We start from the raw sequence: 13563 nt of genomic DNA, 5'->3' as shown, positions 1-13563 counted from the left end.
CCTGCTCTGCCCTGACACCGGCCCGCATGCCCGCCGAGGGGACCTCACATGGCACCAGAACCACCGCTGCTCAGCATGTCCGGCATCACCAAGTCGTTCCCCGGAGTCCGGGCCCTGGACGGCGTCGACCTCGACGTCCAGGCGGGCGAGGTGCACTGCCTGCTCGGCCAGAACGGCGCCGGCAAGTCCACCCTCATCAAGGTGCTGGCCGGCGCCCATCAGCCCGACACCGGCACCATCAGCTGGCGCGGCGAGAACGTCACGCTGCGCTCGCCCATCGCGGCCATGCGCCTCGGCATCGCCACCATCTACCAGGAACTCGACCTGGTCGAGCACATGTCCGTCGCCGAGAACGTCCATCTCGGCCACGAGCCGACCTCGGCCGGTTTCGTCGTACGCGGGAAGGCCGCCAAGGAGTCGACGGCCGCGCTGCTGGCGCGGCTCGGGCACCCGGAGGTCGACCCCGGACGGCTGGTCGGGGAACTCTCGGCGGCGCAGCAGCAGATCGTGTCCATGGCGCGGGCGCTGTCGCACGACGTACGGCTGATCGTGATGGACGAGCCGTCCGCCGCACTCGACCCGGACGAGGTCGACAACCTCTTCCGCATCGTCGCCGACCTCACCGCCGCCGGCGTCGCCGTCGTCTACATCTCGCACCGCCTGGAGGAGATCCGCCGCATCGGCGACCGGGTCACCGTCCTCAAGGACGGCCGGGCCGTCGCGGGCGGGCTGCCCGCCGAGTCGACGCCCACCCGCGACGTGGTGGCGCTGATGACCGGCCGCAACGTCGAGTACGTCTTCCCGGAACGGCCGGCCGCGCCACCCGCGGGCGAGCCCGTGCTGAGCGTCAAGGGACTCTCCCGCCAGGGCGAGTTCGAGACCCTCGACCTGGAGGTCCGGCCCGGCGAGATCGTCGGTCTCGCCGGCCTCGTCGGCTCCGGCCGCTCCGAGATCCTGGAGACGGTCTACGGCGCCCGCAAGGCGGGCACCGGCCAGGTCCTCGTCGAGGGACGGCCGCTCAGGCCGGGCAGCGTGCGCGCCGCCGTCCGCGCCGGTCTCGGCCTCGCCCCCGAGGAACGCAAGGCCCAGGCCCTGCTGATGCTGGAGTCCGTCACCCGCAACGTGTCGGTCTCCGCCATGTCCCGCTTCTCGCGCGGCGGCTGGCTCGACCGCGGCGCCGAACTGGCCGCGGCCCGCGCGGCGACCCGCGAGCTGTCCCTGCGGCCCGACAACCCCTCCGTGCCCGTGCGCACCCTGTCCGGCGGCAACCAGCAGAAGGCGGTCCTCGCCCGCTGGCTGCTGCGCGGCTGCAAGGTCCTGCTGCTCGACGAACCCACCCGCGGCGTCGACGTCGGCGCCCGCGCCGAGCTCTACGCGGTCATCCGCCGCCTCGCCGACGAGGGTCTCGCCGTCCTGCTGGTCTCCAGCGAGGTGCCCGAGGTGCTGGGCCTCGCCGACCGCGTGCTGGTACTGCGCGAGGGCCGGGTCGTGCACGAGGCCCCCGCCCGCGAACTCGACGAACACCGCGTACTCGACCTCGTGATGGAAGGAAGCCCGGCGTCATGACGCAGCACGTGTCCCCGCCCCGGGACGGCACCGGCAAGGCGGCACCGGTGGACGGTCCGCCCGCCTGGCGGGTCCAGTTGGGCCGCGCCGACGTCCGCACCCTCACCCTGCTCGGCGTGCTCGCCGCACTGGTCCTCATCGGCGGCATCACCCAGCCCGACTCGTTCCTCGACACCCGCAACCTCCAACTGGTGCTCACCCAGGCGTCCGTGATCGGGGTCGTCACCGTCGGCATGACCTTCGTGATCATCTCCGGGGGCATCGACCTGTCCGTGGGTGCCATCGTCGCCCTGGCGTCGGTGTGGGCGACCACCGTCGCCACCCAGGAGTTCGGGTTCTTCGGCATCCTCTTCACGGCGATCGTGGTCGGAGTGGGCTGCGGACTGGTCAACGGGGTGCTCATAGCCTTCGGCCAGATGGTGCCGTTCATCGCCACCCTCGCCATGCTGGCCTCGGCCCGTGGCCTCGCGCTCCAGATCACCGACGGCCGCACCCAGGTCGTCACGGTCCCCAGCGTCCTCGACCTCGGCGAGCGCGACTCCTACGTCCTCGGCATCCCGCCGCTGGTCCTCGTCTTCGCGGCCGTCACCGTCATCGGCTGGCTGGTGCTCAACCGGACCACCTTCGGCCGCCGCACCGTGGCTGTCGGCGGCAACGCGGAGGCCGCCCGCCTGGCCGGCATCGACGTCCGCCGCCAGCGGCTCTACCTCTACCTGCTGTCCGGGCTGTGCTGCGGCATCGCCGCCTTCCTGCTGATCGTCCTGGCCGGCTCCGGCCAGAACACCAACGGCAACCTCTACGAACTCGACGCCATCGCCGCCGCGATCATCGGCGGCACCCTGCTCAGCGGCGGCCGCGGCACCATCGTCGGCTCCGTGCTCGGCGTCCTGATCTTCACCACCATCACCAACATCTTCGCCCTGAACAACCTCGAGACCGCCGTCCAGCAGATCGCCAAGGGAGCGATCATCGTCGCCGCCGTGCTGGTCCAGCGCCGTACCGCAAGCACGCATTGAGGAAAGGGTCCACCGTCATGACGAACCTCACGAGCCGCAGAGGGCTGCTCTTCGGAGCGGCCGCCGTGTCCGCCGGTGCCGTCCTCACCGGGTGCACGAGCAACGAACCCGACGACGGCGGCGACAAGGCCGCGGACACGCAGCCGGCCGCCGACGACAAGCCGGGCAAGCAGGTCACCATCGGCTACGCCGGCCCGCTGGCCGACCACGGCTGGCTCAACGCCGTCAACGACCAGGCCCAGAAGCGCGCCGAGAAGTACTCCGACGTCACCCTGGAGGTGACCGAGGGTTCCAACGACACCGCCCAGCAGATCGGCCAGATCGAGACCCTCATCAACAAGAAGGTCGACGTCCTGGTCGTCCTGCCCGCCGACGGCAAGGCCCTCACCCAGGTGGGGCTGAAGGCGATGCGCGCCGGAATCCCGGTCGTCAACCTCGACCGCATCTTCAACAGCCCGCAGGCCTACCGCTGCTGGATCGGCGGTGACAACTACGGCATGGGCCTCAACGCCGCCCACTACATCGGCGAGAAGCTGAAGGGCAAGCAGAACGCCAAGGTCATCGAGCTGGCCGGCCTGGACAACCTGGAGCTGACCCAGCAGCGCACCAAGGGCTTCGACGACGGCCTGAAGAACTACCCGTACATCCAGAAGGTGGCCCGCCAGGCCGCCGAGTTCACCGTCGAGTCGGGACAGTCCAAGATGGCCCAGCTGCTCCAGGCCCAGTCCCAGTTCGACGCCCTGTGGAACCACGACGACGACCAGGGCGTGGGCGCCCTGCGCGCCATCGAGCAGGCCGGGCGCGACGACTTCCTGATGGTCGGCGGCGCGGGCGCGCTCTCCGCCTTCCAGGCCATCAAGGCGGACAGCGGCGTGCTGAAGGCGACCGTGCTGTACCCGCCGACCATGGCCGCCTCCGCGATCGACCTCGCCCGTGCGCTCGGCCAGGGCAAGGGGGTCAGCGGCCTCGCCGAGTTCGAGATCCCCTCGACCGTCACGTGCTACTCGGCCGTCGTCGACAAGGAGAACGTCGACCAGTACATGTCCACGGGCTTCAAGTGAGGGCCGCCGCCCCGGAGCGGCCCGACCAGCCGACCGGGGCGGGGCCCACCCCCCACCGCGCCACGACGACGAGGAGGACATCCGCATGGGACAGCCGCAGCAGCCCGAGGGGGCCGGGGAACACGAATCGGCCACCGGGAGCGGGGCCGGCAACGGGACCGGAGCGACGGGGGCGTCCGCGACCAGACCGCCGCTGCGCGTCGGCATGGTCGGCTACGCCTTCATGGGCGCCGCACACTCCCAGGGCTGGCGCACCGCCGGCCGGGTCTTCGACCTGCCGCTGAACCCGGTCCGGGCGGCCATCTGCGGCCGGGACGCCGACGCCGTCCGCACGGCTGCCGACCGGCACGGCTGGGCGAGCACCGAGACCGACTGGCGGACCCTGGTCGAACGGGACGACATCGACCTCGTCGACATCTGCACCCCCGGCGACAGCCATGCCGAGATCGCGCTGGCCGCGCTCGCCGCCGGCAAGCACGTCCTGTGCGAGAAGCCGCTGGCCAACACGGTCGCGGAGGCGGAGGCGATGACCCGGGCCGCCGAGGAGGCCGGCGCCCGAGGCCAACTGGCCATGGTCGGCTTCAACTACCGCCGGGTACCCGCCACCGCGCTGGCCCGGCGGATGGTGGCCGAGGGCCGCGTCGGCCGGCTGCGGCACGTGCGGGTGACGTACCTCCAGGACTGGCTGGTGGACCCGAAGGCGCCGCTGACCTGGCGGCTGCGCAAGGACCTGGCCGGCTCGGGAGCCCTCGGCGACCTGGGCGCGCACATCGTCGACCTCGCGCAGTACCTGACGGGGGAGCGGATCGCGGGCGTCTCCGCCCTCACCGAGACCTTCGTGCGGGAACGCCCGCTGCCCGAGGGCGCCGCCCGGGGCCTGTCGGCCGGTTCGGCGGACGGCACCACGGGAGAGGTGACCGTGGACGACGCCGCCGTGTTCACCGGCCGCCTCACCTCCGGCGCCCTGGTCTCCTTCGAGGCCACCCGGTACGCCACCGGCCGCAAGAACGCCCTGCGCATCGAGCTCAACGGTGAGCGCGGATCGCTCGCCTTCGACCTGGAGCGGCTGAACGAGCTGGAGTACCACGACGGTACGGAGCCGGGGGAGCACGCCGGTTTCCGCCGCATCCTCGTCACCGAACCCGAGCACCCCTACCTGGACGCCTGGTGGCCGCCGGGCCACGGCCTCGGCTACGAGCACACCTTCGTCCACCAGGTGCGCGACCTCGTCCACGCCGTCGCCGAGGGCCGCCGGCCCGAACCGTCCTTCGCCGACGGGCTGCAGGTGCAGCGCGTGCTGGCCGCGGTCGAGGAGAGCGCCGAGAAGAACTCCGTCTACACCCCGATAGCCCCCACTGCCCCCATCGCGCCCTGAGGAGGCCGGCAGCGACATGCCACGCAACTTCACTCTCTTCACCGGCCAGTGGGCGGACCTGCCGCTGGAGGAGGTCTGCCGGCTCGCCCGCGACTTCGGCTACGACGGCCTGGAACTCGCCTGCTGGGGCGACCACTTCGAGGTCGACAAGGCTCTGGCCGACCCGTCGTACGTGGACTCGCGCCACCAGCTGCTCGACAAGTACGGGCTGAAGTGCTGGGCGATCTCCAACCACCTGGTCGGCCAGGCCGTCTGCGACGCCATCATCGACGAACGCCACGAGGCCATCCTGCCCGCCCGCATCTGGGGCGACGGCGACGCCGAGGGCGTACGGCAGCGGGCCGCGGCCGAGATCAAGGACACCGCGCGGGCCGCCGCACGCTTCGGCGTCGACACCGTCATCGGCTTCACCGGCTCGGCGATCTGGCACCTGGTCGCCATGTTCCCGCCCGCCCCGGAGTCCATGATCGAACGCGGTTACCAGGACTTCGCCGACCGCTGGAACCCCATCCTCGACGTCTTCGACGCCGAGGGCGTGCGGTTCGCCCACGAGGTCCACCCCAGCGAGATCGCCTACGACTACTGGACGACCCAGCGGGCGCTGGAGGCGGTGGACCACCGCCCGGCCTTCGGTCTCAACTTCGACCCCTCGCACTTCGTGTGGCAGGACCTCGACCCGGTCGGCTTCCTGTGGGACTTCCGCGACCGGATCTACCACGTCGACTGCAAGGAGGCCCGCAGGCGCCTCGACGGCCGCAACGGGCGGCTCGGCTCCCACCTGCCGTGGGGCGACCCGCGCCGCGGCTGGGACTTCGTGTCGGCCGGCCACGGCGACGTCCCCTGGGAGGACGTCTTCCGGATGCTGCGCTCCATCGACTACCAGGGCCCCGTCTCCGTGGAATGGGAAGACGCCGGCATGGACCGCCTCCAGGGCGCCCCCGAGGCCCTCACCCGGCTCAAGGCCTTCGACTTCGAGCCGCCGACCGTATCCTTCGACGCCGCGTTCAACAGCTGATCCGCACACCCGGCAGCAGGCCGGGACGGGGACCGGGGGCCGGTGTGCTCCGCCGGTCCCCGGTCCGGCCTGCCCGGATACCGCTTTGTCCTCTGATGAGATGAAGTTCAACTATTCCTGACCCGCGGGGTGTCGGCCCAGGACGAACGCGGCTACCGTCGCTGAAGTGTTCAGGACACTCACGCCTCCGGGGTGACGGCGCACCCCGGCGCCCGCACCGCACGTCTCCTCTCGCACGTACCGCACGCTCTCGCACCATCCCGTACGGCCCATCCCGTTCCCGGAGGGACTTCGTGCACAGAAGCAGACCCAAAGGCACCCACACCACGAGGCGTCCCAGGCTTCGCACCGCCCTCGCCCTGGCCACCGGCCTGATGCTGGCCGTGGGCACACCGGCGACCGTCGCCGGGGCCCAGCCGGCGGCCGACGAGCCGGCCGCCGCCGAGGGGCAGTTCCAGCAGGTACCGCTCGCCAAGGGCGAGCCCGAGACGGGCGAGCCGATGTCGCTCGCCGTGCTCCCGGACCGCAGCGTCCTGCACACCTCGCGCGACGGGACCCTGCGCATCACCGACCAGGGCGGCGTCACCAAGGTCGCCGGCAAGCTCGACGTCTACAGCCACGACGAGGAGGGCCTGCAGGGCGTAGGCGTCGACCCGGACTTCGAGAACAACCGGGCGGTCTACCTCTACTACGCCCCGCCGCTCGACACCCCCGCGGGTGACGCCCCGGAGACCGGCACCACCGAGGACTTCGCGAAGTTCGACGGCGTCAACCGCCTCTCCCGGTTCGTCCTCAACCCCAACGGCACGCTGGACATGGCCAGCGAGAAGAAGGTGCTGGACGTCGCGGCCTCCCGCGGCACCTGCTGCCACGTCGGCGGCGACATCGACTTCGACGCCGAGGGCAACCTCTACCTGTCCACCGGCGACGACACCAACCCCTTCGCCTCCGACGGCTACACGCCGATCGACGAGCGGGAGAACCGCAACCCGGCCTTCGACGCCCGCCGCAGCTCCGGAAACACCAACGACCTGCGCGGCAAGATCCTGCGCATCAAGGTCGCCGAGGACGGCTCGTACACCGTCCCGGAGGGCAACCTCTTCGCCCCCGGGACCGAGAAGACCCGTCCCGAGATCTACGCGATGGGCTTCCGCAACCCGTTCCGCATGAGCGTCGACGACAAGACCGGTACGGTCTACGTCGGCGACTACGGTCCCGACGCCGGCTCCGCCGACCCGAACCGCGGCCCGGCCGGACAGGTCGAGTTCGCCAAGGTCACCAAGCCCGCCAACTTCGGCTGGCCGTTCTGCACCGGCGCCAACGACGCCTACGTCGACTACGACTTCGCCACCGGCACCTCCGGCGGGAAGTTCGACTGCGCCGCACCGAAGAACACCTCGCGGCACAACACCGGCCTGGTCGACCTGCCGCCCGCCCAGCCCGCCTGGATCCCGTACGACGGCGGCAGCGTCCCCGAGTTCGGCAGCGGGTCCGAGTCCCCGATGGCGGGCCCGGTCTACCGCTACGACCCGGAGCTCGACTCCTCGGTGAAGTTCCCGGAGGAGTTCGACGGCGACTTCTTCGCGGGTGAGTTCGGCCGCCGCTGGATCAAGCGGATCGAGCAGACCGAAGACGGACCCGACGGCACCGTCGCGAAGATCAACGACTTCCCGTGGACCGGCACCCAGATCATGGACATGGAGTTCGGCCCCGACGGCGCGCTCTACGTCCTCGACTACGGCGTCTCCTGGTTCCAGGGCGACGAGCACTCCGCGCTGTACCGGATCGAGAACGCCGAGGACGGCTTCTCACCGATCGCCGAGGTCAGGGCGGACAAGACGTCCGGCGCCGCCGGCCTGAAGGTCAAGTTCACCGCCACCGCCAAGGACGCCGACTCCCCGGACCTCACCTACGGCTGGGACTTCGGCGACGGCACCAAGGGCGAGGGCCTGACCCCCACCCACAAGTACAAGAAGGTCGGCACCTACACCGCGACCTTCACCGCCAAGGACCCCGAGGGCAACACCGGCAACGCCAGCGTGCGCGTCGTCGTCGGCAACACCGAGCCCAAGGTGACCATCGAGACCCCGGGCAACGGCACCCTGCTGCCCATGGGGGAGCCCGTCCCCTTCAAGGTAAAGGTCACCGACCCCGAGGAGACGATCGACTGCTCCAAGGTCAAGGTCGCCTACAGCCTCGGCCACGACTCCCACGCCCACGAGCTGACCAGCGAGACGGGCTGTGAGGGTACCCTCAACCCGCCGCCGGGCGACGGCGGCCACGACCCCAACGCCAACATCTACGGCGTCGTCGGCGCGAGCTACACCGACGGCGGGGCCAACGGCCAGGAGGCCCTGACCGGCACCGCGCGCACCGTCATCCAGCCCCCGCACCGCCAGGCCGAGCACTTCACCACCCAGTCGGGCGTCAAAACGTACGACAAGACCGGTGCCAACGGCGGCAAGACCGTCGGGGACATCCACGACGGCGACTGGATCTCCTTCAGCCCCTACAAGTTCGACGGGCAGAAGAAGCTGACCGTCCGCGCCTCCTCCGGCGGCTCCGGCGGCTTCATCGAGCTGCGCACCGGCTCGCCCACCGGCAAGCTGCACGGCTCCGCGTACATCCCGCCGACCGGCAGCTGGGAGACGTTCCAGAACGTCGACGTGCCGCTGCGGTCACTGCCGGGACGCACCACGGAGATCTACCTGGTCTTCCGCGGCGGCGACGGCGCGCTCTACGACGTGGACGACTTCGAGTTCTCCAAGGAGCCGTTCAAGAAGGGCAAGAAGGTCCTGGTCTTCTCCAGGACGGCCGGCTTCCGCCACGACTCCATCCCGGAGGGCATCGCCGCCCTGAAGGAGCTGGGCGCCCCGGCCGGCATCTCGGTCGCGGCCACCGAGGAGGCCCGCCAGTTCACCACGGCCAACCTCGCCAAGTACGACGCGGTCGCCTTCCTGTCGACCACCGGTGACGTGCTCAACGCCGACCAGCAGAAGGCGTTCGAGAACTACGTCAAGAACGGCGGCGGCTACATGGGCATCCACGCCGCCGCCGACACCGAGTACGACTGGGAGTTCTACGGCGGCCTGGTCGGCGCCTACTTCGACTCGCACCCGGCCATCCAGGAGGCCACCGTCCGCGTCCACGACCACGACCACCCGTCCACCGCGCACCTCGGCGACACCTGGGAGCGCACCGACGAGTGGTACAACTACCGCACCAACCCGCGTGATCAGGCCAAGGTACTCGCCACCCTGGACGAGACCACCTACGACGGCGGCAACATGAAGGGCGACCACCCGATCGCCTGGTGCCAGAACTACGGCGGCGGCCGCTCCTTCTACACCGGCGGCGGCCACACCAAGGAGTCCTACGCCGACGAGGCCTTCCGCGCCCACCTGCTCGGCGGTCTGCAGTACGCCACCGGCCAGGTCAAGGCGGACTGCAAGCCGAGCAAGGGCTACCGGGACATCTTCAACGGCGAGACCCTGGACGGCTGGAAGCAGGCCGGCCCCGGCAGGTTCACCGTCAAGGACGGCACCATGGAGTCCGAAGGCGGCATGGGCCTGCTCTGGTACCAGGCCAAGGAGCTGCAGTCGTACTCCCTCAAGCTCGACTGGAAGATGCGGGGCGACGACAACTCCGGGATCTTCGTCGGCTTCCCGGCCTCCGACGACCCCTGGTCCGCGGTGAACAAGGGCTACGAGATCCAGATCGACGCCACCGACGCGCCCGACCGCACCACGGGCTCCGTCTACTCGTTCAAGTCGGCGAACATCAAGGCCCGTGACCAGGTCCTGCGGCCGCCCGGCCAGTGGAACTCCTACGAGATCAAGGTCCGCGGCGAGCGCCTCCAGGTGTTCCTCAACGGAGTCAAGATCAACGACTTCACCAACACGGACCCCGAGCGGAGCCTGACCGACGGCTACATCGGCCTGCAGAACCACGGCGCCGACGACCAGGTCTCCTTCCGCAACATCCAGCTGAAGGAACTGCCCTCCTAGGGCCACCAGCCCCTTTGGGGCAACCGCCCTCCGGGGCGACCCGAACGGCGGCGGGCGGAGGACGCCGGACCTCCGCCCGCCGTCCCGCCGGGGCCACCGCGCCCGGCACCCCCTCCTCCGGCGCTCGCACCAGGTTCGCGTACGACAAGGAGGCTGCCCATGTCCGCCGAACCGTCCCTGCCCCTTCCCTCCACGGCCCCGCGCTTCGGCGTCTGGCTCATCGGGGCGCGCGGCTCCGTCGCCACGACCGCGATCGCGGGCTGCGCCGCCGTCGCCGCCGGGCTCCACCCGCCGACCGGCATGGTCACCGAGACCCCCGACTTCGCCGCGTGCGGTCTGCCATCGTTGTCCTCCCTCGTCTTCGGCGGTCACGACACTCTCGACTGTCCGCTGCCCAAGCGGGCCGAGCACCTCGCCGCCGGCGGTGTCCTGCCGCACGGCCTGCCCTCCGCCGTGCACGCCGAACTCGTCGCCGCCGACCGCGAGATCAGGCCCGGCGGCCCCCTGCCCGGCGACATGGACGGCGGTCCCGCCCGCACCGACGAGGACTGGATCGACGTGTTCGCCGCCGACATCCGCGACTTCGTCCGCCGCCACCGCCTCGCGGGCGCCGTCGTGGTGAACGTCGCCTCCACCGAGCCGGCAACCACCGACGCCTCGCTCCCGCCCAGCTCCCTCTACGCGGCGGCCGCCCTGCGCGCCGACTGCCCCTACGTCAACTTCACCCCTTCCACGGGCCTGCACCACCCGGCGCTGGCCCCGCTCGCCGAGGCCTCGGGCCTGCCGTACGCCGGCCGTGACGGCAAGACCGGGCAGACCCTGCTGCGCTCGGTGCTTGGCCCGATGTTCGCGCAGCGGGCGCTGGCGGTCCGGGCCTGGTCGGGCACGAACCTGCTGGGCGGCGGCGACGGTGCCGCCCTCGCCGACCCGGATGCCGCCGCCGCGAAGAACGCCGGCAAGGAACGCGTCCTCGCCGACACCCTCGGTGCCGTGCCCGAGGGCGAGGTCCACATCGACGACGTGCCCTCGCTCGGCGACTGGAAGACCGCTTGGGACCACATCACCTTCGACGGCTTCCTCGGCGCCCGCATGGTCCTCCAGACCACCTGGCAGGGCTGCGACTCCGCGCTCGCCGCCCCGCTCGTCCTCGACCTGGCCCGGCTGGCCGCCCGCGCCCGGGAGCGGGGCCTGTCCGGTCCGCTGGGCGAACTGGGCTTCTACTTCAAGGACCCGGTCGGTGACGGCCCCGCGTCACTGGCCGAGCAGTACGCCGAGCTGAAACGCTTCGCCGGGCGACTGCGGGACGGCGCGGACGTGCGGGGGGACGCGGGGGCCCGGCGTGCAGCCGGGAGCGACGCGTACCTGGACGCGTCCGGGGACGGTGGTGCCGGCGGCCGGAAGGCCGGAAGGCCGGGTGTGGACGCGAGGGCCGGAAGGTCCCGGCCGGGCGCCGACGAGCGCGGTGAGCAGCGATGAGCCGCACGGCAGCCGCGGCGCGGGCCGGGGTCGCGGCGGATCCGTCCGCTCCGGGGCAGCGCCCGACGTCCGGGACCGTCGCCCCGGCGACCTCCTCCGACGCCGTGTCCCGTGCTTCCCGCCGCCCCTCGGGACGGGTCGGTGCCGGCGCCTGGGCCGAACTGCTCCGCCTGCCCGCCTTGTTCACCGTCCCCGGCGACGCCCTGGCCGGCGCGGCGGCGGCCGGCGCGCGGCCGGGACCCCGGACCCTGCTCGCCATCGGCTCCTCCCTGTGCCTGTACGAGGCCGGCATGGCCCTGAACGACTGGGCGGACCGCGCCGAGGACGCCGTGGAACGCCCGCACCGCCCCCTGCCGTCCGGCCGCATCCGCCCGGCGGCCGCCCTCGCGGCGGCCGGCGCCCTCACCGGCGCCGGACTGGCGCTGGCCGCAGGTGCCGGACGCCCCGCCCTCGCGGTGGCCGCGCCCCTGGCGGCGACCGTCTGGGCCTACGACCTCACCCTGAAGCACACTCCCGCCGGACCGGCGGCCATGGCCGCCGCCCGCGGCCTGGACCTGCTCCTGGGTGCCGCCGCCACCGGCGGCGGCACCCGCGCCGCACTGCCCTCCGCCGCGCTGCTCGGCAGCCACACCCTCGCGGTCACGGCCGTGTCCCGGCGGGAGACGACCGGCGGTTCGGTCCTGGCCCCGCTCGCGGCCCTCGCGACGACGGGGGCGCTGACCCGGCTGGTCACCGACGGCCGCATCCGACTCCCGGCAGGCCGGCGGGCAGCAGCCGCCCCCGGCCTGCCGGGCCCCACCCCGGCCGCCCGGCCGTCCCGGACCACCGGCGCCCTCACCACCGCACTGGCCGCCGCCTACGCCGCCACCGCCGCCCGCCCCTACTTCCACGCCACCCTCAACCCCTCACCCCCACTCACCCAACGCGCGGTCGGCGACGGCATCCGGGCCACCGTCCCGCTCCAGGCCGCACTGGCCGCCCGCTCCGGCGCGCCCGTCACCTCCCTGCTGGTCGCCGCCCTGGCCCCGGCGGGCCGGCTGTTCGCGCGGAGGGCCGGCATGAGGAAGGTGAGCATCACGTGAACACGCACCCCGCTCAAGGACCGCAGGAGCGGACGGCGGACGGCCCGCCAACACACCGGGACGCGTCCGGGGACGCCACGCGCCCCCTCCGTTTCGGCTACGGCACCAACGGACTCGCCGACCTCCGTCTCGACGACGCCCTCGCCCTCCTCGCCGACCTCGGCTACGACGGCGTCGGCCTGACCCTCGACCACATGCACCTCGATCCGCTCGCTCCCGGCCTGGCCGCCCGCACCCGGCGGGTCGCGCACCGGCTGACGGAGCTCGGACTCGGCGTCACCGTGGAGACCGGGGCCCGCTACGTCCTCGACCCGCGCCGCAAGCACGGTCCCTCGCTCCTCGACCCCGACCCCGGGGACCGGGCGCTCCGCACGGACCTGCTGCTGCGGGCCGTGCGCGTCGCCGCCGACCTCGGTGCGCACGCCGTGCACTGCTTCAGCGGCATCACCCCGCCGGGGACGGACGAGGAGACGGCGTGGAAGCGCCTCGCGGAAACCCTCACCCCGGTACTGGACGCCGCGGCGGCCGCCGGTGTGCCGCTCGCGGTGGAGCCGGAACCGGGCCACCTCCTGGCCGACCTCGACGGCTTCCACCGGCTGCGGCGCGCCCTCGGTGACCCCGAGCCCCTCGGCCTCACCCTCGACATCGGTCACTGCCAGTGCCTCGAACCCCTCCCTCCCGCCGACTGCGTACGCGCCGCCGCTCCCTGGCTGCGTCACGTCCAGATCGAGGACATGCGCCGCGGCGTCCACGAACACCTTCCCTTCGGTGACGGCGAGATCGACTTCCCCCCCGTCCTCGAGGCCCTCGCCGCCACCGGCTACCAAGGCCTGACCGTCGTCGAACTGCCCCGCCACTCCCACGCGGGCCCCCACTTCGCCGAACGCTCCCTCCCCTTCCTCCGCCGGGCCGCTGCCGCCTCACCCCGCACGAACCGCTCGGGCGAGCCCTCCGCCACCCACTGA

Annotated in this window: 9 protein-coding genes; all 9 read left to right on the top strand. The window is 72.3% G+C overall.

Annotation, left to right across the window (positions count from 1 at the left end):
* Window positions 1-48: 48 nt before the first annotated feature.
* The 9 genes from ACFW47_RS15555 (at window position 49) to ACFW47_RS15515 (ending at window position 13563) form a co-directional block, all read left to right on the top strand.
* Window positions 49-1566 carry a sugar ABC transporter ATP-binding protein gene (locus ACFW47_RS15555; protein ID WP_386278432.1) on the top strand — a complete coding sequence of 506 codons (1518 nt, stop codon included), beginning with the start codon at window positions 49-51 and terminating at the stop codon, window positions 1564-1566.
* Window positions 1563-2582 carry an ABC transporter permease gene (locus ACFW47_RS15550; RefSeq protein ID WP_386278430.1) on the top strand — a complete coding sequence of 340 codons (1020 nt, stop codon included), beginning with the start codon at window positions 1563-1565 and terminating at the stop codon, window positions 2580-2582. The genes ACFW47_RS15555 and ACFW47_RS15550 overlap by 4 nt, the downstream gene beginning before the upstream one ends.
* 17 nt (window positions 2583-2599) lie before the next feature.
* Window positions 2600-3643: a substrate-binding domain-containing protein gene (locus ACFW47_RS15545; protein WP_386306040.1), complete on the top strand. Its 1044-nt coding sequence runs from the start codon at window positions 2600-2602 to the stop codon at window positions 3641-3643.
* Between the two features lie 85 nt (window positions 3644-3728).
* The gene (locus tag ACFW47_RS15540; RefSeq protein ID WP_386278426.1) at window positions 3729-5018 is read left to right on the top strand and encodes a Gfo/Idh/MocA family protein; all 1290 of its coding nucleotides are present in this window, start codon (window positions 3729-3731) and stop codon (window positions 5016-5018) included.
* A gap of 16 nt (window positions 5019-5034) precedes the next feature.
* The gene (locus ACFW47_RS15535) at window positions 5035-6033 is read left to right on the top strand and encodes a sugar phosphate isomerase/epimerase family protein (RefSeq protein WP_386306039.1); all 999 of its coding nucleotides are present in this window, start codon (window positions 5035-5037) and stop codon (window positions 6031-6033) included.
* 293 nt (window positions 6034-6326) lie between these two features.
* Window positions 6327-10040 carry a ThuA domain-containing protein gene (locus tag ACFW47_RS15530; RefSeq protein ID WP_386306038.1) on the top strand — a complete coding sequence of 1238 codons (3714 nt, stop codon included), beginning with the start codon at window positions 6327-6329 and terminating at the stop codon, window positions 10038-10040.
* A gap of 159 nt (window positions 10041-10199) precedes the next feature.
* On the top strand, window positions 10200-11516 hold the full coding sequence (locus ACFW47_RS15525) for an inositol-3-phosphate synthase (RefSeq protein ID WP_386306037.1): 1317 nt from the start codon (window positions 10200-10202) through the stop codon (window positions 11514-11516).
* Window positions 11513-12598, top strand: coding sequence for an SCO3242 family prenyltransferase (locus ACFW47_RS15520; protein WP_386306036.1), 1086 nt, complete (start codon window positions 11513-11515; stop codon window positions 12596-12598). Before ACFW47_RS15525 ends, ACFW47_RS15520 begins: the two co-directional genes overlap by 4 nt.
* Entirely contained in the window at window positions 12595-13563 is a 969-nt protein-coding gene (locus ACFW47_RS15515; protein WP_386306035.1) for a sugar phosphate isomerase/epimerase family protein, read from the top strand. The genes ACFW47_RS15520 and ACFW47_RS15515 overlap by 4 nt, the downstream gene beginning before the upstream one ends.

Origin of the sequence: Streptomyces sp. NPDC058796, assembly GCF_042745235.1 — a bacterium.
Lineage (GTDB): Bacteria > Actinomycetota > Actinomycetes > Streptomycetales > Streptomycetaceae > Streptomyces.
Note: the sequence above shows the minus strand (reverse complement) of the source record. Positions and strands in the feature narration are given on the sequence as shown.